Consider the following 21644-nt stretch of genomic DNA (forward strand, 5'->3'; position numbering starts at 1 on the left):
CTAGGTCAGGCTTGCCAGGTGGACATTGACGGCGGTCAATAGCGGCCCTCGCGGCCCCAAAAACACAAATGCCCAGCCGAAGCCGGGCATTTGGCGATGGCGGCATGTGGCCGCCATCTGGGGGTCACAGAATGAAGTCAGTATTGGTCAGCGGGATGAGGCCGGTGAGCTCGACCTGGAAATCATCCACCCGGTCGCCGTTGATATCGCCAGCCACAATGGTCTTGTCGCTGGCCGTCCCTATCGGGTCCTCCTGGAACCAGCGCAACTGCCCGCGAACGCCGGTATAGGCAGCGCCCGCGGTAGCGAGAAAGGCGAATGCGTTGTCCCCGGCGACGCTGGTATTGGCGTCGATGGCCGCGAAATTGAGCACGTCCTGGCCATGGACAAAGTCCACCACGACGTCGCGCGTGAGCAGCGTCCGACCCATCTCGGATGTGGCGTTGAACAGGAAGATGTCGTTATCGGCGCCGCCGGTCAGCACATCGCGCCCCGCGCCGCCGGTGATCCGGTCCATCCCCGCACCTCCCACAAGCGTATCGGCGCCGCCCATGCCAAGAAGGATGTCATCACCCAAGCCGCCATCCAGCACATTGGCACCGGAGGAACCGGTGATGACATCGGCGGCCGAACTACCGGTAATGTTCTCGATGGTGGCAAGAACGTCCGAGCCGGTTTGCGCGCTCGAAGCGGTACCGGTCGTCAGGTTCACCGTGGCGGCAGCGCTGGTTCCCGAGAGGTCGTAGGTATCGGTGCCGGCGCTGCCGGTATAGCGATCGTTGCCATCGTTCAGCGTGGCCATGAACACGTCGTTGCCACCGTCCCCCTGGGCCGTATCGGTGCCTTCGTCGCCATAAATGGTATCGTTGCCAGCACCGGCGACGATCGTGTCGTTACCTGAGAGGGCCCGATAGGTGTCGGCCGTGGTCCGGCCTGCCAGGCTATCGTTGCCAGTGGTGCCCATCACCGAGTTCGACGGCAGAAGGTCCATCGCGGCAGTGCCTTGCGCCAACTTGGCACCTGCCGTTGCCGTGTAGGAGAAGGTCACGGCGGTCGAGTTGTTGGGCGGTGGTGTGTAGGTCCACAGACCATCTCCTGCGGCGGTCAGCGTGCCGATCGAGGCGGTGAGCGTGTTGATGGTGACGCTGCCGGTAAGCCGCCCTGCCACCAGCTCTGCGGTGGTAATGGTACGCGAGCTATTGGCCGGCAACGCCGCCAAAGTCGTCGCTGCCAGCACGTCAACGATCTGCGTCGTAGCGTTCGAAACGATGCTTTCCAGTGTCCCGCCCAGATCCCGATATCCGACGATCACGCGCACCGTCTGGTCGGCATCGGCCTGGACCAGGCTGTACGTCGCGGCAGTTGCCCCGGCGATGTTGGTGAAGGTGGTGCCGCTGCCGCGCTGCCATTGATAGGTGAAGGGCCCAAGCCCATCGGCATCGACGATTGCGGTGTTGTTGACCGAAAGCCGCACATTCTCGACAGCGGCCCCGACTATCGCCGGAGCGCCGGTGGGCAGGTCGTTGCGATTGGCGACCGTGAGAGTCAGTGTCTTGGCGAAGCTGAGCATGCCATCCGTCGCCGTAAGCGTCATGGCGATGCTGGGCGTTGCCTCGAAGTTCACCGATTGCCCCGCCTTGAGGTATAGGGCCCCGGTAGCGCTATCGATCTCGAACCGCTGGTCGGAGACAGTGACCACGTTGTTGCCCAGTAGCGGGTCGGTATCGGGATCGAGCACCACGAGATCGGCGATCTTCGTGCGAACGGCCGTGTTCTCCGGCAAGACGATCTGGTTGCTGACCACGATATCGCTCGCGGCGCGGTTGAGTGGCACTTGGCGGACACCCACCGTGTGGCTGCCGATCGCCCCCAGGTCGAGGGTCAGGATATCTCCGACTTGGCTGACCACGCTGGCGCCGGTAACCTGATAGACCATTCCCGCGGACGCCTGTTTGACGTCGATGACCACCCGGCCTTCGCCGGCGATGGTGAAATCGAGGTCGGTGCCCGTGCCGGTCAGCGACAGCAATTGTGCCCGCGAACCGATCGAAGTGATGTGGGTAACATCCGCCGCGCTCGCCGCCAGCTGTACGGTGAACGTGCCGCCATCGGCATCGAGCAAGACGCTGTCCGCGTCATAGGCATACCAGTTGGTCACCGAGCCGATGACCTTGCCGCCCAGGTCGTCGAGGTTGAGGGCAAAGGTTCCCAGCGTCCCCGCCTGCGGCAAGGCATGCATGGTGATGACGTCCCCTGCGACCGAAAAACCAAAGTCAGCGCGTTCGAAGGCTTTGATACGCACGGCCAGGTCAGCCAGCGTCACAAATTCAGCGCCGGCCGCATAGGCGCTGGCGATGAAGCTTGTGAACATCTCCCGGGTGTATGGCGACGTCTGCCCTGCGTCGAGCGGCCATTCAGTGACGCCATAGTCGTGCCACGGCCAGACCACGATAGGCATGTCGGAATTGGCATTGAGCTGCGTCCACTCGGCCGCCCATTTTGCCTGCGCCTGCTCGACGGTCAGTCCCAGCCAGCCCATCAGGGTGAAGTCGAACGACATGTTTGGCGCGATGTAGGGCTGGCCGTCCGCGCCTGGCGCCAGGTAACCGATGGCCCCGGGATAGCCGGCGCCGAGCATGGACGCGCCGCCGCTGAGATAGTCGTAATACTGGATGATCTGCTGGGCCGGGTAGAGCCCCTCGGGCATGCCGGGCACGGCTGCGCCACCAACCGAGACGCCCAGATTGGCCTCGAGCACGGCCCGGGCGGATTGGAACTGGAAGGTGTAGGTGGCTTCCAGGAAGGCCTTGGACGTAGCGTCCAGTGTCTCCGGCGAGGGCGACGAAAGCACCTGGGCGAGTTTGGCGTTGACCTGCGCCAGCGTCATCGACGCAAGCGCCTGCCCAACAACACCCGGACCGGAGGGTGATGCCTGATACTGGGCGATCCGCTGAGTGAGCAACTCCTGAGTCATCACATTGGGCAGCAGCAGGTTAGTGTCTTCCGGATGGCTGTAGGAGTGCGAGCCGATCTCGTTACCCATTGCCAACATGGCTTGATAATATGGGCCGGAGATCAGCCAGTTGGTCTCCTGGTCAGGAGGATTGAACCCCACATTGACGTAGTAGGAGCCGACGAAATTGTAGTCGGTCTTCCACTGCTGCAGGATCGGCAGCATGGCATCGTAGATGCCGCCGTCGACGTCGAACGTCTCCTGCGACTGGTCCATATCGTTGCGCGAGGCAAACAGGGACGCATTGCGCGTCATGTGCAGCGATACGGTGGGGCCGGCGGTTTCTTCGTTGACCCAATCGATGGCCTGGCCAAGCAGATTTACGTCGCCAAGGAAGGCGTCGGTGGCGAAGTGAACATTTCGTCCGCCGGTGACAGTCCCCAGCACGGCGCTGTGAGTTACGCCGTTGACCACCTGTTCGGCGATCACGCTCACCGAACCGGCATTGGGGTTGGCGGCGGCGAAATACGATGTCGCGGCCCCCGTATAGGTGTGCATGGCCCCGCCATTGCCATACCCCGCGGTGATCGCGTGGCCGGCATCGATGGCTTCGAGCGTCACGGTGCCGGATTCGCCACCGGTGCGCTGCAGGCCGAAAAGCACCTGCATGCGCTCATAGGCGTTGTTGGGCAGGCTGGCATTGGCGGCGTCGTTGGTCATGAAGTCGCCAGCCGCAATGAGCGACACGTCGTACTGATAGACCAGCGTCGTCAGCGCGTCCTGGATCGCCGCGTAGTTAGCCGGCACATTGCGGAACGACGGAAAGACGATTGCGTCGTAATTGACCATCTTGGCAAGGTCGGTGAGATCGGTCTCCGAGATCAGGTCGAACGGAATGCCGGCAGCCATGGACTGGCTTTGCGCGGCCATGACCAGCTGTGAATACGCCATCTGGCTGAAGTAGTTGTTGGCGGTGGTCTGGGAGAAGACGATCGCGATCTTGGAGCCCGTATCGGTGGGCACCGGCAGCGATGCCGGATCGTAAACCGTGTAGGCTGGCGCTGAGTAGCTGCCGGGCAGGAATACGGCGTCGTTGACGTCGGCAAGAATGCGCACGGCGGTCACGTCCGCGCCCAGCATGGTCTGGGGAACGGCAAATTCCATGGTCTTGCCGTCGGGGCCGAGCTTGTAATCGATGGTGCCGACCAGCGTCTGGCCCGCGCCACCGCTATAGAGGCGTGCCACGCCATCAGAGCCAATATTGACGTTGAACTCGGCGCCACCGGCAAACCCGAAGATCTGATGGCCGGTCGCTGCATTGGCGTCGGTATTGAGCCAGAACGTCGTATTGGGCCCGATCACCACGTCGCTCTTCAGCGCGAAGTTGTAATTGCCATTGGCGAATTCGCCATAGAACTCGTAGCCCGCCACGGTCGTCATCGGGGTTTCGAGGCGCTCCCCGGCCGTCCACTCGGTCAATAACCCGTCGAACTGACTGACCGGGATCGAGGCTGGATCGACCAGCGTGTAGCCCCCATTGGCATAGGTCGCCGGCAGGTACACCGAGTTGTTGACGTCAGCGAGCAGGGTAACAGCCGTCACCCCGGCGCCGATCAGGCCGCGGGGAACGGCGAACTCCATGCTCATGCCATCCGGCGCCACCTTGTGATCGATTTCCCCGACAAGCGTCTGTCCGTCCGCGCCGCTATAGAGCCGCGCGACGCCGTCGGCGCCGATGTTGACGTTGAACTCCGCACCACCGGCAAACCCGAAGATTTGGTGCCCAGTTGCGGTATTGGCGTCGGTGTTCAGCCAGAATGTCGTGCTGGGCCCGATCGCCACCGCACTCTTGAGCGCGAAGATAAAGGCTTCCCCGGCAAAATTGCCATAGAGTTCATAGCCGGCCACGCCATTGGCCGCCGTATCGAGCCGCTGCTCAGGCGTCCATTCGGTCAGCAGGCCATCATAGGGGCCCGCGGGAACCGTCCCCGGATCCGTGATCACATAGCCGCCCGCCGCATAGGATGGTGGCAGAAACACCGAATTGTTGACGTCGGCGAGCAATACGACGGAATTGACCGCCGCGCCAAGCAAGGCCTTCGGCACCGCGAATTCGATGCTCAATCCGTTCGGAGCGATTTTGTAGTCGATGCTGGAAACCAGCGTGCCGCCATCAGCGCCGCTGTACAGCCGCGCCACGCCGTCGGCGCCGATGTTGACGTTGAACTCGGCGCCGCCCGACCAGCCGAAAATCTGGTACCCGGTGGTGACGTCATTGTCGGTATTGAGCCAGAACGTCGTACCGGGTCCGATGGGCACGGGGCTGCTCAGGCCGAATACGAAGTCGCCATCGGCTACCTTGGCGTAAAGCGCATAACCGTCGACGCCGGTTGCGGGCGTGTCGAGGCGCTGCTCGGGCGTCCATTCGGTCAGCAGTCCGTCGAACTGGCTGAACACCGGCGTGGTGATCGTGTAGGCCGCCTGGGTGTAATCGGCGGGCAGGAATACCGAGTTATTGATGTCGGCCATGATGCCGACGCTGCTCACGCTGGCGCCGAGCATGGATTGGGGCAGGGCAATCTCGAGGATTTTCCTGTCGCCGCTCAGGGCGTAGGTGAGGGGACCGATCAACGTCTGTCCATCGGCACCGCTATAGAGCCTCGGCACGCCGTCGGCGCCGAAATTGACATTGAACTCCGCGCCGCTGGCAAAGCCCCAGACCTTGTAGCCTGTTTGAATATTGGCATCGGTATTGAGCCACAGCGTCGATGTCGCCTGGATAGGCACCGCACTGCTCATGGCGAAATAGAAGACGCCAGCCTCCAACCGCCCGTAAAGCGCATAGCCGGCAATGGTGGTCGCCGCGGTCTCAAGGCGATCCGCGGCGGTCCAATCCAGCAGCGTTCCGTCGATGGTGATAGCCATGATGGTGCGTTCCTATTCAATGACGACGGTGGTGGACTGCGGGGCGATACCCGACAGCATGAGGTCCGGTACGGGGGTGACGTCGGCCAGGCCGGCGAAATGGCCGCTCCCGGATGCCCAGACGGTCGAGCGGCTCCCCAGCTGCGTTACCGACTGCAGATAAGTCAGGCGGTCGGCGAGGCCGGGTGACGTGTTGCCGGCGCCAATCGCGTGCTCGATCAGGGACGCCTCGTTTTCGGCGTCGCCGGTCAATCGATAGAGAATGCGCAAGCGATCAAACAGCTCGTTGCTGGCATTGGCATCGTAGAGACGACGAAGCGCCGAGGCCTCTCCGCCAAAATTTCGGCTCTGCCGATAGAGGTCGGCCAACTGGCGGAGCGCCCAACTGTTCTCGGCCTGCGAGGCTGCTTCCTCTTCAAGAACGACCGTCGCCTTGTCCCGCTCACCGGCCAGCACATAGAGCCGCGCCAGCATGAAACCCTCATAAGCATTGAGGCCGCGCTCGCCATCCAAATCGACCAGCAGGCTGATCGCGTCCTGGTATCGGCCTTCGGCAACGAGCCCTGCAGCCTTTTCCTCGGAGCTGGGCAGCAACGCGATTGTGCCTGCCAACGAAATCGCAGCCAGCACGACGATGGCCAACAGAGTACGGTCGGTTTTCTCGGCTGGCGCAGGCATTGCCAATTCAGCGGGATTGGACATCATCAAGCTCCCGGTCGCCAATGAACAGGGGGACGCCGAGGGCCGCGGCCCTTTCGCGTGCAAGCGCAAGCGCATCCGGAGTGTCGACATACTCGACGAGGAAAACGGGTTTGCCGCTCGCCTGGAACCGTTGGATCGGCGTGAGACTGGCGCGCAGCTCGGCATTGCTGTTGGGCACGCCGTCGCCATCGAGACCGAAAAACAGGTCTTCCTTGCCCAGGCCGTCGATGACGCTCGCATAGGAGCGGTCGGCGAGCAGCTCCTCGCCATTCTGGCCCACGATCAGGAAGCCGGGCACCTTGCTGCGCCCATAACCCGCCAAGGCGGAGACGAACTCAGCCATCCTCCGTAGTCGGTCTGCGCGCGGGACCTCTGCATCCGCAACGTCGAACGCATCGATGCGGTCGAGATAGACCCCGTCGAACCCCGCCGAAATGATCGTATCGAGGTACGATCCTGGTCCGCCGAAGATCATCGCCTGCCATTGCGGATCCCAGTAGCGCACGGCGTAATTGCCCGGCCAATCCGGGTTTTCCGCGAGCAGCCACCCGGGTGGCGAGCTCATCCAGTCATGGTGCCAGTAGAACCGGTAATCCTCGGCCTCGCCGATACTGAGATAGGCCAGGACAATGCGGCGCTCTCCATCTGGCTTGCGCTGCATCGCCGTCACCGTTGCCCGGTCGAATGCGAATTCCTGCGTACCGTCGCGCGCATAATCGATCACCACCAGATCGTATGGGCTGGCGGCAATGGTCGCCGGATCGATCTGTTGCAGCTGGTAGCCCCAGCTGCGCACGGCATCGAGCCCGGCGCGTGGAGGCGCTGCCGGGCTCGAACCAGCCGCGAGCGCGAGAATGACCATCGATGCGCCCAGAAGCGGCGCGGCATGCGCAAGGTCTCGATGGCGATGCTGAAGGTTCATGACTGTCATCTTGTTCCGCCGGAGGTGCGCGAAGCACGGGTCTGCGCATGAACCAAGTTAAGGCTGGATCGAGCGAGGAGGCATTGACGGCCATCAATGCGGAATGCGGCGCGCCCACTAGCCTAGGCTCATCGAACCCGCATCAGGCCCATCGGCACCGGGCCAGGAGTACCAAGATGAACCAGCATGTCGGCAAGCAAGCCTTCGTTCCCGATACCGACATTGACGGCGGTGCCGGCTCAGTTCCACTCCGGGTCCTGAAGGTCTTGGTGATCGTCGCCGAAATCCTGCTGGTGGCGAATGCGCTGACCAGCCACGCCTGGGAATTGCTGGTGCTGGGTCACATCACCATCGTAGCCGGATTGATCATGATCCTCGTGGCGCTGGAGCAAGCGCGTGCAGAGACCAGCGCGCTGCAGACCTTTATCCTGCTTACATTCGCTGGCGGCCCCGTCGGTGCTGCCGCCGCCTTGTTTGGCGAACAGCAGATCTGGCGGCTCAACGCCGATACTCTGACCAAATGGTATGACACGATTGCGCCGGCTGATGCGCCCGCCGTCACGCTTGTCGATCAGATCCTCGACGGCCGCTTGGTGCGTCAGCAATCACGGCTGCCGCGTCCGTTCGAGACGCTGCTCAACACCGGAACCATGCAGGAAAAGCAGGCCCTTCTCGCCTACCTGGCGATCCAGGGCGACGAGGAACTCGTCGAGGCGGCGCTGGTACTGGCCCTGCGCAGTCCCGACCAACGCGTCCGTGTGCAGGCGGCTGCTGTTGCCGCGCATACCAGGGCGAGAGCCCGACGCAACCAGGCCAAGGAACCAACGGCGCGTTGACTGCCGCCGCTTGGCCCGGCGCGAAGTGCACTATCAAGTAGGGGGTTGAAATGTGGCGTGACGAAAACATGATGCTGTCTCTCGGCGGCAAACCCAATCGCATCGCCGATGTGTGCCTGATTGCCGAGGGGTGCTACCCCTATGTGGCGGGGGGCGTCTCGACCTGGATCGATTGGCTGATCCGGTCTCATCCGGAGCTTACCTTCACGGTATTGGCCATCCTGCCCGGCCTGCCCAAGGGTGAGCCGCGCTACGCCGCGCCCGATAACCTCCTGTCGATCGATCACCTGCGCCTGGATGACACCAATTTCGGCTCGGTCCATCAATGGCCAAATGCGGCGCCCGACCATGTCGCCGATCTCCTCGGACAGTTGCTCAATGAGGGCAACGCGGCCCAGTTCAGTGAACTGATCGGCTTGCTGGGGGACGCCAAGCACAAGGTCGCGCTGGATACGCTGATGGACTCGCCCGAGGCGTGGCAAACCATGTGCCGCCACTACCGGTCGATGCCGCATGCCGCCTTCCTCGATTACTTCTGGGCTTGGCGCGCCCTGGTCGGCGGACTTTTCCGCGTTCTCACGGCGCCGCTACCGCAAGCCCGCGTCTACCACGCGGTGTCGACGGGATATGCCGGCCTGATCGGCGCGCGCGCCGCACTCGAAACCGGGCGCGCCTCGCTGATCACCGAGCACGGCATTTATTCCAACGAGCGCCGCATCGAGATTCTGATGGCCGACTGGATCGTCAACAGTATCGATAACGACCTCGATCTGTCCGACGATCGCAAGGATATCCGCGAACTCTGGGCGCGCAGCTTCGAAAGCTTTGCTCATGTCGCCTATTCGGTCGCTACAGAGATTGTCGCGCTATACGAGGCGAACCAGACGTTCCAGTACGCGCTGGGCGCCGCGCCCGAGAAGCTGAGCGTCATTCCCAATGGCGTGGATGTCGATCGCTTCGGTCAGGTCGAGCGCCAACCTCACAATCGACCCACAATAGCCTTCATCGGCCGGGTCACCCCCATCAAGGACGTGCAGACCTTTATTGACGTCGCCGAGCGGCTGCGTGTCCAATTTCCGGATCTCGACGCCCTGGTGATCGGGCCGATGGATGAAGACCCCGAATACGCGGAAGGTTGCGTCGACGAAGTCCGTCGGCGGGGCCTCTCGGACACAGTGACCTTCACCGGCCCCGTCAAGGTGGCCGACTATCTGGGCCGCATCGACGTTCTGGTGCTGACCAGCATCAGCGAGGCGCTGCCTCTGGTCATCCTCGAAGCGGGTGGGGCAGGGGTCCCATGCGTGGCGACCGACGTCGGCGCCTGCCGCGAAATTCTCGAAGGCCGGAGCAATATGCCCGGCGTCACCGGCCCGGGCGGCGTGGTCGCCCCGGTCGGCGCCAGCGAAGACATCGCGGCGGCCATCGCCTCGCTGCTCGAAAGCCCGGAGCGCCTGCGCGAATATGGCGATCGGCTACAGCAGCGCGTTCGCGAACAGTATCGCGCAGAGGCCGTCGCCGCTGCGTATGGAGCACTCTATGCCCGCAATTTCGCGGCGCAGATGAAGGTAGCGTAAAATGGCCGGGATCGGGTTCGCGCTCAGAAAGCTGAGCAATCGGGACAATCTGGCATCGCGCTCGCTGGCCGGCGGCCACGCGATCCTGATCTCGTCGGGTCCCTGGATCGTTATCATGGCCGGATTGGCGCTTTTGCATGCGCTCGGCCAGCCACTCATCGCCCCAGAAGAACTGAAGGTTTTCAGCATCCTCGTCATTTACAGCTTTGCGCTGTCGCTCGTGATCACCGCGCCGACGTCGCTCGAGGCGACGCTGAGGGTTTCGCGGGTGATGTTCCAACGTCATTTCGAGGAAGTGCAGGGCGTCTATCTGGGGGCGCTGTTCGTCACCACGATTCTGTCGGTCCTCGGCAGTATTGTTGTCTTCCTGTTGATCGTCCGCCTGCCCGTCGGACTGGCGCTGGCGGCCACGGTCTGTGTGATTCAGGTCTCCCATCTTTGGCTGGCCATGGCCTTCGTTGCCGCCATCAAGCAATACGCAGCGGTGACCCTGGCATTCGCGCTGGGTCTGAGCTGCTCGATCGTCTTTGGGACCTCGATGGCCTCGCTTGGCCATGGTCCTGGCGGCATGCTGCTCGGTTTCAGCTTCGGGCTGTGCATCGCCTTCGGCATCCTGAACTACCTCATCCTCTCCACCTTCCCGGGCCGGTTGCTGCCATTCTGGCAGTCGCTTGGCCGCCTCAAGATGCTGCGGCCGGTCTCGAACACCTTCCTGCTAGCCGGCCTCGCGAGCGGTCTGGCGGTCTGGGTCGACAAGCTTGTGGTATGGAACTCCTCGGAGGCCGTCACCATCACGCACGGCCTGCTGCATGCCCCGCGCTACGACAGCCCGGTGTTCATGGCCTACCTCTCCATCGTGCCGGTCATGTCGATCCTGGTGGTGTGGCTCGAAACCACGTTCTTCGAGAACTACCGCCATTATCGCGATATCGTTCATTCGGGCGGCACGCTTCGGCAGATCGACGAGCAGCGCAAGGGGTTGGCGCAAGACGCCGTCGATACCGTATTCCTGGCATTCCTGGTGCAGTTGACCATCAGCGCCGCGCTGGCTGTCGCTGCCCCATTACTCGCCAACGTTCTCGGCCTGGCCTACGACGCGATCTCGGTGCTTCGTCTTGCGCTGATCGGTGCCGCCTTCCACTTCCTGTTCCAGGCGAGCTGCGGCGTCATTCTCTTCGTTCAGTACGGCAAGGTCTACTTCTGGCTGCAGGCGCTGTTCTTGGCGCTCAATGCCGGCATGACGGCCGCCATGCTGGTCAATCCGGACTATCTCGGCATGGGTTATCTCTTGGCGTCCATGGTGAGTGGCACGCTGGCCTATGCCGCGATGCGCAACACGCTCGGCACGCTCAACCGGCTGACCTTCGTGGTCAACAATCCATCCGTTTCGGGCTGATGAGCGCTCATAGTACCTAAGGAACACGCCATGAACTATTCCACTGGCCTCGCTACCCCCATCTCCCCGGCTGTCAGCGACGATCGCGAAACGGCGTCATCACGTTCCAACGTCCTGGCGGTGGTCGAAGGGGTGGTGTTGCTGGGCGGCCTGACCTTGCTCGACCTGGCGGGAGTCATCGTGATGGACGATTGGCCAGTGCATCCGATGCTGTTCGCCGTGGTTCTGCTGAGCGCCCAATACGGCATCTATGGTGGCATCCTGGCCGCCATGGGCGCGATAATGCTGTCCCATATCGGTGGCTGGCCCGCGCGGCCGGTCGACATGTCTTACGCGACTTACTTCCGCATTGCTTGGGCGGATTCGTTATCCTGGGTCGCCGCCGGCCTCATGGTGGGCGTTGTGACGTCGCGGAAGGGCAAGGCCTTGCGGGACACGTCCGCACAGCTGCGACAGTCCAAGCTAGCAGAGAGCCTCATCGCCACGCAGTATCAGATATTGTCGCAGCGAACCCACAAGCTGGAGCGCAGCGTCGCCGGGCTGACCGATACGCTCACGACCCGCGAAACCAGGTCGTCGGCGCCCGCCCGAAAGGAACGCGCGTCCACCGCGGCCAGCCGCAAGCGCTGAGCGATGTGCAAGATCTAGAGGTCGGCCCACATCTTGCGTGCGGCCGTGCTGGCTTCCACCCGGTTCCGCACCTGCAGCTTGGCGAACACATTGGACAGATGAAACTTGACCGTGCGCTCGGTGACATCCAGCCGGGTCCCGATTTCCCTGTTGTTGAGCCCCAGCGCCAGCAGCCGCAGGACCTGGGCCTCTTGCGGCGATAGCGGCCGTTCTGGAGGCGCCTTGGCGCTGCCTGTATCACCCTTCATCGCCGACCAGATTGCCCCGATCACTCCTGGCGCGAGGTAGCCCTCTCCGGCATGCACGGCGCGGATGATGCCGCGCAGCTCGGGCCCTGTGGCACCCTTGAGCACATAGGCGGAAACGCCGGCCTCCAATGCGCGGGAAACATCACCCTCGTCCTGGGATGCTGTCAGCAGGATGACTTTGACTGAAGGGCAGGCGACCAGAATGTCCCCAACGCGCTCGATGCCGCTGTCTTCCATGCGCGCGTCGAGCAGCAGTACGTCCGGCTGCAAATTTTCTACCAGGCGCACCGCTTCGGCCGCGCTGCCACCTTCGCCGACGACACGAAGTCCGCCTTCCATGCCCACCGCCTGCGCCAGTCCGGCGCGAAAAATCGGATGATCGTCGACAACGGCGACGGTTATTGCCTCAACACCCACAGCCGCCTCCCATCGTCAGACGGAGGTGAGCCACATTTCCAGCCGCGTCACACCATTGTTCTGCACGAAGACGAAATTCCCACCGATGCTCTGTACGCGAGCGCGCAATCCATAAAGCCCGATGCCGAGATGGTCGGCATGGGTCGATCGCTCTCCCATCGTGTACAAATTGACGATCGATAGCTTGAGGACCCCTTTTTGCAACGACGCGATCACCTGCTGCCCCTCCGGCAGACCGTGGTGAAAGGCGTTGTTGAGACCTTCCTGGATGAAGCGAAAGACGCAAACGCTAATCTGCTGGTCAACATGGACTCCGGCGACCCGACTGTCCACGGCAATGGCGATTCCGGTCCGCTGGATGTGGATTTGCACAGCCCTGTTGATAACTTCAGCCAGGTTGAGATCGCCGATATCAGGCAATACCAGGTTGGTGGCGATCGCCCGGATCTCCTGGAGCGCTCCGCCGAGCGCGGATTCGATCTCGTCTATGGCCTGGTTGCGTTCGCTCACTTTGGGCGTCTTGCGGACTTGTTCCAGCTTGAGCACGGCGAAGCCGATGGACTGGGCCGGGCCATCATGCAGGTCGGTGCCAACTGTCCGCAGGTAGCGGTCGGTAAGCTCCGTCACCCCTTTGGACGCACGCTGGGCCTGCTCGGTGAGCTGGCGATGCTGCGCCGCCCGGGCATGGGATTGCTTGAGGCGCTTGGATTGGATGCGCCGATGTCGGTCGATCGTTCTGCTGCCCTCTAGGACAATGCCGAACAGGCTGGCCATCACTACGGTGCTGATGATGCCCACCGTCGCCCAACTGGCCAAAGTCAGGGACCAGAGAGCGCTTTCAAGCGCCGCCGTCGACTCCCGCAACTCCGCCACGGCCACGATCTCGCCGGATTGTTCGTTCCGCAGGGGGAAGTAGACTTCGATGAAATCGGTGTCGAACCCGTGCTCGCGGTAGTCCACTGTGTCCACATCGCTGAACTCCGATATCGTCTCGCCGGCAAACGCCCGGATGACCGGTTGGGGCAGCGGAAAGTTGCGCAGGCGTATCGCCGGCGTATTGGAATAGACGATGGTGCCGTCAGGCAGCCAGACATCGAGGTGCGGGAACTGGGCGGTAAATTCCCGCCGCGCGAACAGGGCGTCGAGGCCGTTGAAGTCCTCGATCGAGGGACTTTGATCCTGCGAGGCGGCAACGCTCAAGGCGAAGATATGTTGGCTGATCAGCGCTATGGCGCTACCGCGACGCTGGACAAGATTGTTGGTCATGAATGTGGTGGTGAGGATGCCGCAAAGGAGCATCGCCACCAGCATGAGCGTGCCACCCCCCAGCAAGAACTGGCTCGCGAGCGGTAGCCTCCTCCAGCGATTTCGAAAACCCCTCAGACGATCGAGCAAGTCGATCATCATCATACCCCAGTTGTCAGAATTCCTCCGACGGGCTGCCGGATGACAGCGCATCGGCGTTTATTTATTGGCGAATAATAGACACAAGATTTCGAGGATTGAAAACGAATAAGTTGTTTTCTAATCCGCGACAGGCATTCGCCATCGAATTTATGTCAACTGTATTTACCCATCCCGTTCGTGCGGCTGGACCAAGGTACAGGGTCCCATCAGCCCAAGGTCTGAAGCGTGCTGCGACCTTCGCGCCATCAGTTCAGGCGACCTTCTGACCTGACGTCCTGCGCGGGCTTTCGGCAAACTCATCCCCAAGCTGAGGCTCAGCGTAGATCGTCGTGAGCCGCTGGCCGGCGCGCCGTACCTGGGCAGTCGGTTTGTTGAGTCAACGTCGCTGAGGGGCGACCGAGGGGATTGTTATGGTAACCTACATCAAGAGTGACCTGGACTTCATCCTGGCCCAAATCAAGATCGCAGAAGACCACGCACTCTACACGCAGTCCGGCGGTACGTTGGGCAAGCCCCTGTTCGGCGCCGGCGGCTCCATCCCGGCCTACAATCTATCCTTGGGCCTGCGCACGGTGGATGGCACCTACAACAACCTGCTCTACCCGGAGCGGGGCGCGGCCGATAACGAGTTCCCCGAAGGTCTGGGCACCGAATTCCGGACCATCATGGTCCCCGCATTCCCCGGCGGTCCGCTCGTCCCCATCAACTACACCCCCGGTGTAGACAACACTCCGGGAATGCCTCCCGGCAGCCCTGGCGATACTGATCCGGGCGATGTGGTCGACCCATACGTTCGAACCATCTCTAACCTGATTGTCGATCAAACACTCGGAAACCCGTCTGCGATCCTCACGGGGCTGCAGCGCGCTGGTATCGTCGCGCCGGAAAACGAGATGACCGTCGCGGCCCAGATCACCGCCGCCTACGAGCCTCTCACGGATGAATTCAGGGCCGTCGAGGAGGCCGAGCGCGACAATGCTCAGGCTCAGGCGGCTGCGTCGGCCAATCCGGGCAATGCGGCGCTGGCAGCGGCAGCAGCCGCAACCGCGGCGGCCCTGGTGGCCGCCCAAACGGCGCTTGATACCGGTGCCGGCGGACCCGGCGGCCTCTACGAGCTGCTCGCCGCCAATGGCATTGAACTCGACGGGCCGAATGTGGTGATCACCAACATCGCGCCCGACGAAGGTCTGTCCGCGCCGTTCAATTCCTGGTTCACCCTGTTCGGGCAGTTCTTCGATCATGGTCTTGATCTGGTCGCCAAGGGCGGTAGCGGCACCGTGTTCATTCCGCTGATGCCCGATGACCCGCTATACGTCGAGGGCGGCAGCACCAATTTCATGGTGCTCACCCGCGCCACCCTGTCCGGACCGGGCGCTGACGGTGTGATGGGAACTGCCGACGATACCGACCGTCCCGTCAACACGACCACGGCTTTTGTCGATCAGAACCAAACCTACACCTCACACGCCTCCCATCAGGTCTTTCTGCGCCAATATGCGCTGAACGCTGCTGGCGACCCCGTCTCCACCGGCAAGCTCATCGAGGGCACCAACGGCGGCATGGCCACCTGGGCTAACCTCAAGGCACAGGCAGCGGACCTGCTGGGCATTCAGTTGCTCGATTCCAATGTCGGCAACGTTCCACTTCTGGCGACGGACCAGTATGGCGAGTTCATCCGTGGACCCAACGGTTATCCGCAGTTGGTGACCACGGCCGGCCTCATCGAGGGTAACCCCGCGGCCAATGGCGGCCTCGGCGTCCTGATGGACGATCCCTCTGCTATCCCGCCCTACACCACCATTCGCACCGGCCACGCTTTCCTCGCCGATATCGCTCACAGCGCGGTTCCGGAAGGCCTCGCGGATGGCGACATCGAAATCGGGCTTGAGAACAACGGCCCTGGCTCCACGCCCGGCTACGACAACGAGCTGCTCGACGCTCACTTCATTGCCGGCGATGGCCGTGCGAACGAAAACGTCGGTCTGACCGCCGTCCACCATGTGTTCCACTCCGAGCATAACCGTCTGGTCCAGCACACCAAGGACGTGGTTCTGGCCAGCAACGACCTCGCCTTCATCAACGAATGGCTACAGGTTGACCTCGCGGCACTCCCGACCCCGGCCCAGGTTGCCAGCCTGGTTTGGGACGGCGAGAGACTGTTCCAGGCGGCGAAGTTCGGCACGGAAATGCAGTATCAGCACCTGGTGTTCGAGGAGTTCGCCCGCAAGATTCAGCCGAACATCAACGTGTTCCTGGTTCCTGACGGCTTTGACGTTACCATTGATCCATCGATCGTCGCTGAGTTTGCCCATGTCGTCTATCGCTTCGGTCACTCGATGTTGACCGAAACGATCGATCGCTTCGATCCGACATTCACCGCCGACCAGATCGGCCTGATTGAGGGCTTCCTCAATCCGTTGCAGTTCCAGAACAACGGGACCAACGCAACGGTCGACGCCGACATCGCAGCCGGCGCCATCATCCGCGGCATGACCCGTCAGGTCGGGAACCAGATCGACGAATTCGTAACCAGCGCGTTGCGCAATAACCTGCTGGGCCTGCCGCTCGATCTGGCAACCATCAACCTGGCGCGTGGCCGTGATACGGGCGTCCCATCGCTCAACTCGGCCCGCGCCCAGTTCTATGCTGCGACCAATCAGGACGCCTTGCTCAAGCCCTATACGAGCTGGGTCGACTTTGCTGGTCACCTCAAGAACGAAGCCTCGATCATCAACTTCATCGCGGCTTATGGCACGCACGCGCTGATCACCGGGCAGACCACGATCGAGGGCAAGCGCGATGCTGCGCTGACCCTCATCACCGGCGTCTCCGTCGGCGGTTTGGCGGTGCAGGGCGATGCCGTCGACTTCCTCAATGGCACAGGTGCCTATTCCGGATCGCTCGGCGGCCTCAATGACGTCGACCTCTGGATCGGTGGTCTGGCCGAAGAAATCATGCCGTTCGGCGGCATGCTGGGCTCCACCTTCAATTTCGTCTTCGAAATGCAGATGGAAAAGCTCCAGAGCGGCGATCGCTTCTACTACCTGCAGCGCCTCGACGGACTGCACCTGTTCGGCGAAATGGAGAACAACTCCTTCGCGGCCATGATCATGCGTAACACCGATGCGACGCATCTGCCGTCCGATGTGTTCTCGACGCCCGGCCTCATCCTCGAGGTCGACCAGACCAAGCAGTTCAACGACTTGGATGGCAACGGCACTCTAGAAAGCGCCGACCCTGTCGGCAGCGGCATCCTGACCAATCTGGTCATTCGCAACAATCCGGCCACGCCCGGCACCGATGGCAACTATCTGCGCTACACCGGCGGCGAACACGTGGTGCTCGGCGGCACGGCCGGCAATGACATCATGATTGCCGGTATCGGCGACGACACGCTTTTTGGCGATGCTGGCAACGACACGCTTGAAGGTGGCTTCGGCAACGACATCATCAACGGCGGCGACGGCGACGACATCATCAAGGACAGCGGCGGCGACGACAACATCAAGGCCGGCTCCGGCAATGACGTCGTTCACGCCGGCCCGGGCCTCGACCTGGTGATGGGCGGGGCAGGGCAGGACTTCATCTTCCTGGGCACCGATATGGGCTCGGAGGTGTTTGCCGGTGAAGGCAACGACTTCATCTATGGCAACAAGAACGCCGAACGCATCCTCGGCAACGAGGGTGACGATTGGATCGAAACGGGCACCTTCGATGGCGCCCCTGGCGACAATTTCGACGAAGTCTACGCCCACGACGCGGTCAACGGCCACGACGTATTCCTCGGCGACGGCGGCTTTGACGAGTTCATCGCCGAAGGCGGCGACGACATCATGGTCGGCAGCCCCGGTCGTGGCAAAATGGCCGGCATGTCCGGTTGGGACTGGGCAACCTATGAAGACAATGTCTTCGGGGTTGACGCTGACCTGACCCGGGCCATCGTCTTCGACGAAAATCCCAACCCGCCGATCAACGGAACGCTTGACGCCTATGAAGCTGTCGAAGGCCTGTCGGGCTCTGATTTCGACGACCGGCTGACCGGCTCGGACATGCTTGCGGCGGATCGTGCTCCATTCAGCACCGACCCGGCGCTGACTGGCTCCGAAGGCTATCGCGGCAGTGCGCTCAACGCTGAGGGCATTGCTCGCATCGCCGGACTGCAGGCGGTGCTTGGTGCGGGCGTCACGTCCTACATCAACGGCGATATTCTGCTGGGCGGTGACGGCAGCGACATCATCACCGGGCGTGCCGGCGACGACATCATCGATGGCGACAAGTCATTGAACGTGCGTATCAGCGTCCGTGCCAATATCGATGGCACCGGTGCCGAGATCGGTTCCCACGAAACCATGACGACGCTGGCGAACCAGATGTTCTCCGGTGCCATCAACCCCGGCCAACTCCAGATCGTCCGCGAAATCATCGCGACCGGCGACGCCAGCGATATCGACGTCGCTGTCTTCGGCGACATCCAGGAGAACTATACGATCACCGCCAACCCGGACGGCAGCATCTCGGTCGCCCACACAACCGTTACCGATGGCCTCGAGTCGGATGGTATCGACCGCGTGCGCAACATCGAGATCCTTCGCTTCGCCGACGGCGACCTCGTCCTGGGCGCGCCCTCGTTGATGCTGAACACAAGTGTTGCCAACAGCTATGTCGAGCTGTTCGACACCGCGAGCTACACCGCCGCCGACACGACTGGCACCACCCCTTGGACAACCATCTGGGATGAGACCAACGACGGCGCCACTGATAGCCCGACGGGCGGTGACATCGAGATCAACGGTGGCAGGCTGCGTTTCGACGAAAATATCGGCGGCGGCGAAACGATCCAGCGCGCAGTCAATCTGGCCGGGGCGACCTCCGCAACGCTGCGCTTCGACTACGAAGATGACAGCCTGGATGCCGCCAGCCCTGGCAACCCGGTGGAGAACGTCGTCGTCGAAGCCTGGAACGGTACGGCGTGGAATGTGATCGGCACTTTGGGCGGTTCGACCGCCAGCGGCGACGGCACCTTCGTTCAGGCGCTTACGCCAGCACAAATCAGCGCGAGCTCCGCAATACGGTTCCGCGCCGAGGGTGACTGGGAGGGCGGCGAAAACTTCTACATCGACAATATCCGCATCGACTACGTCCAGCCGGTTCCGACACCGACGGTGAACTACGAGACAACGTTCACCGAGGGTGCTGCCGCCGTGGCGATTGCCTCAGGGCCATCGATCACCGACAATGACGACACGCAGATGGCGTCGGCCCGGATCGTCCTGACCAATGCCCAGTTGGATGACGCCTTCGTCATCGGCACTCTGCCGGCGGGTATCTCGTCTTCGATCGATCTGTCGGTCTCCGGCCAGATCATTGTCAACCTGACTGGTGCCGCATCCCTGGCCGCCTACCAGGCAGCCATCCAGGCCATATCGTTCACCAATACCTCGGCAAGTCCGACCACTATCGACCGGATCGTCACGGTGACCGTGAATGACGGCCTCCTCAACAGTGCGCCCGCGACAACGACCATCAATGTCGTCGCGGTCAATGATCCACCGGTCGCCAACACCGACAATGTCATCACCAATGCCGTCAACGAGGCCTTCGTGGTCCCTGAATGGGTGATGTTGGCGAATGACGAGGACCCTGAAGGTGGCGTGCTCAACGTCACGGGAGCCACGGAAAACGACGGGAGCTTCTCCATCGTCAATGGGGCGACCGGTGACGTTACCGCCACCTCGACCAATACGTCCAACCACGACTTTACCTACACGGTGAGCGACGGCACAGCGACCGATACCGCTGACGTCGATATCGTCTGGGATACGGCTGGCGAACTGACCGGCAACGCCGGCGCCAACATCATCATCGGCAACGCTGCCGGCAGCACGATCAATGGGCTGGGTGGTGATGACATCATCCTCGCCGGCGGTGGCAACGACACGATCAACCAGACCGGCAGCAATGGCGGGCGAGACTTCGTCGATGGCGGCGCCGCCGTCGATACCTACCAGCTCAACGGGGCAGCGGGTGCCGAGACCTTCGTCATCTATAGCCGAGCCGCCGCCGAGACGGCGTTTACAGGCATCGTGCTTAATAGCCTGACCGAGATCGTCATCACCCGCAATGGCACGGTAATCGCGGAGCTGAATGATATTGAGGAGATACGGGTCAATACCCTGCTCGTCACCTCGCCTCCGGGCACGGGTGGCTCCAACAGTGGCGATACGATCCAGGTGGTCGGTGACTTCACCGGCACCAGCCTGAACTTCAACACCATCACCATCGACGGCAATGCCGGTGACGACACTATCGACATTTCGTCCTTGGACTCCGCTCACCGCATCGTCTTCCGCTCCAATGGTGGCCACGACACCATCATCGGCACGCTGCGCCCTCAGGACGTAGTCGAACTCCCCGACGGTGCGGCGCTCGACGACTATGACGTCAGCGATGAGGGCGGTGTGGTGACCATGACCAGCCCCACCCACTCCGTCACCTTCACCACCGAAGGCGGCGCCATGCCTCACATTGTCGAATACGGCGATGATGACGACGACGATGATGATGACGACAATCACGGTGGCGGTGACTGCGACAACGATGAAGACGATGACGATGACGACGGTGGCAACCATCACACGGGCTCCGGCCCGGTCATCGGGACGCCCCAGGACGATGTCCTCATGGGGACCTCCGGCGGCGACCTGGTCTTCGGCTTCGCCGGCACGGACTACATCGTTGCAGGTGCAGGCGCCGACATTGTCCGCTCTGGTGCCGGTGGCGACTTCGTCGACGGTGGCGAGGGGCGCGACGTGATCTTCGGCGATGCCGATGATGACGACCTGTTCGGCGGCGATGACGACGACATGATCTATGGCGATGACGGCAACGATCGCGTCTTCGGCGACGATGGCAACGATCTGCTCGATGCCGGCGCCGGCAATGACTCGGTCTTCGGCGGCAACGGCAACGACGTGTTCGTTGGCTCGCTCAACGACGGCAACGACAGCTACCACGGCGGTGACGTTTCGGCCGACGCCGGCAATGACACCCTCGACCTGGGCTTCCTGACTGCCGCTGTGGCGGTGAGCCTGGGAACCGGCGTGGGCGGTCGCGGCAGCGCGGTCAGCACCCAGAGCGGCACTGACGCCCTATGGGGCATCGAAAATGTCACCACCGGCTCCGGCGACGATCAGATTACCATGAGCAGCGCCGTCAACGTGGTTGATGGCGGCCAGGGCGAGGATGTCTTCATCTTCGGCTCGGCCGGCGAGGCTCACGGTGACACGATCCGCGGCTTCGAGGCGGGCGACAAGATCGACCTGTCAGGCATTGACGCCAACACCGGGGTCGCCGGCAACAGCGCCTTCACCCTCGAAAGCGGGCAGGCGACGACGGCTCCCGGTCAGATCGTGGTCACTCACGAGACGCGCATGGATGGGGAATATACGGTGGTATCCGGCAATACGTCCGGCAATGACAACGCCCCCGAATTCCGCATCAGCATCTCGGGCAACCATGCCCTGACAAACGCTGACTTCAACCTCTAGGCCTCCAACTCCCGGCCGGTGTCTCACCGGCCGGGTTTTCAGCTTAGCAATCAATCCGGGGGTCTAGGGTCGTGGCACAGACAAAGG

Annotated in this window: 10 protein-coding genes; 5 read left to right on the top strand and 5 right to left on the bottom strand. The window is 62.4% G+C overall.

Annotated features, from left to right (window positions below):
* Positions 1 to 124: 124 nt before the first annotated feature.
* Genes MF606_RS07170 through MF606_RS07180 form a run of 3 tightly spaced genes read right to left on the bottom strand, consistent with a single transcriptional unit; the run spans position 125 to position 7502 of the window.
* On the bottom strand, positions 125 to 5878 hold the full coding sequence (locus tag MF606_RS07170; protein WP_240233123.1) for a cadherin-like domain-containing protein: 5754 nt from the start codon (positions 5876 to 5878) through the stop codon (positions 125 to 127).
* Between the two features lie 12 nt (positions 5879 to 5890).
* Positions 5891 to 6580: a tetratricopeptide repeat protein gene (locus tag MF606_RS07175; protein ID WP_240233124.1), complete on the bottom strand. Its 690-nt coding sequence runs from the start codon at positions 6578 to 6580 to the stop codon at positions 5891 to 5893.
* On the bottom strand, positions 6564 to 7502 hold the full coding sequence (locus MF606_RS07180; protein WP_240233125.1) for an MJ1477/TM1410 family putative glycoside hydrolase: 939 nt from the start codon (positions 7500 to 7502) through the stop codon (positions 6564 to 6566). Before MF606_RS07180 ends, MF606_RS07175 begins: the two co-directional genes overlap by 17 nt.
* Positions 7503 to 7678: 176 nt before the next feature.
* Between MF606_RS07180 and MF606_RS07185 the strand changes: the two genes are divergently transcribed.
* From MF606_RS07185 to MF606_RS07200, 4 genes are read left to right on the top strand one after another with little or no spacing between them, the layout of a single operon-like run.
* Positions 7679 to 8338 (top strand): hypothetical protein, encoded by a 660-nt coding sequence (locus MF606_RS07185; protein WP_240233126.1) that lies wholly within the window; start codon positions 7679 to 7681, stop codon positions 8336 to 8338.
* A gap of 50 nt (positions 8339 to 8388) precedes the next feature.
* Positions 8389 to 9912 (top strand): GT4 family glycosyltransferase PelF, encoded by a 1524-nt coding sequence (gene pelF / locus MF606_RS07190; RefSeq protein WP_240233127.1) that lies wholly within the window; start codon positions 8389 to 8391, stop codon positions 9910 to 9912.
* Position 9913: 1 nt separating this feature from the next.
* Positions 9914 to 11308, top strand: coding sequence for an exopolysaccharide Pel transporter PelG (gene pelG / locus MF606_RS07195; RefSeq protein ID WP_240233128.1), 1395 nt, complete (start codon positions 9914 to 9916; stop codon positions 11306 to 11308).
* A gap of 30 nt (positions 11309 to 11338) precedes the next feature.
* Positions 11339 to 11938: a hypothetical protein gene (locus MF606_RS07200; protein ID WP_240233129.1), complete on the top strand. Its 600-nt coding sequence runs from the start codon at positions 11339 to 11341 to the stop codon at positions 11936 to 11938.
* Between the two features lie 14 nt (positions 11939 to 11952).
* Here MF606_RS07200 and MF606_RS07205 read toward each other — a convergent pair whose 3' ends face one another.
* Positions 11953 to 12603 (bottom strand): LuxR C-terminal-related transcriptional regulator, encoded by a 651-nt coding sequence (locus tag MF606_RS07205; RefSeq protein WP_240233130.1) that lies wholly within the window; start codon positions 12601 to 12603, stop codon positions 11953 to 11955.
* 15 nt (positions 12604 to 12618) lie between these two features.
* Positions 12619 to 14007 carry a sensor histidine kinase gene (locus MF606_RS07210; RefSeq protein ID WP_240233131.1) on the bottom strand — a complete coding sequence of 463 codons (1389 nt, stop codon included), beginning with the start codon at positions 14005 to 14007 and terminating at the stop codon, positions 12619 to 12621.
* A gap of 413 nt (positions 14008 to 14420) precedes the next feature.
* Between MF606_RS07210 and MF606_RS07215 the strand changes: the two genes are divergently transcribed.
* On the top strand, positions 14421 to 21557 hold the full coding sequence (locus MF606_RS07215) for a peroxidase family protein (RefSeq protein WP_240233132.1): 7137 nt from the start codon (positions 14421 to 14423) through the stop codon (positions 21555 to 21557).
* Positions 21558 to 21644: the final 87 nt, after the last annotated feature.

This window comes from Devosia lacusdianchii (assembly GCF_022429625.1).
Taxonomy (GTDB): domain Bacteria; phylum Pseudomonadota; class Alphaproteobacteria; order Rhizobiales; family Devosiaceae; genus Devosia; species Devosia lacusdianchii.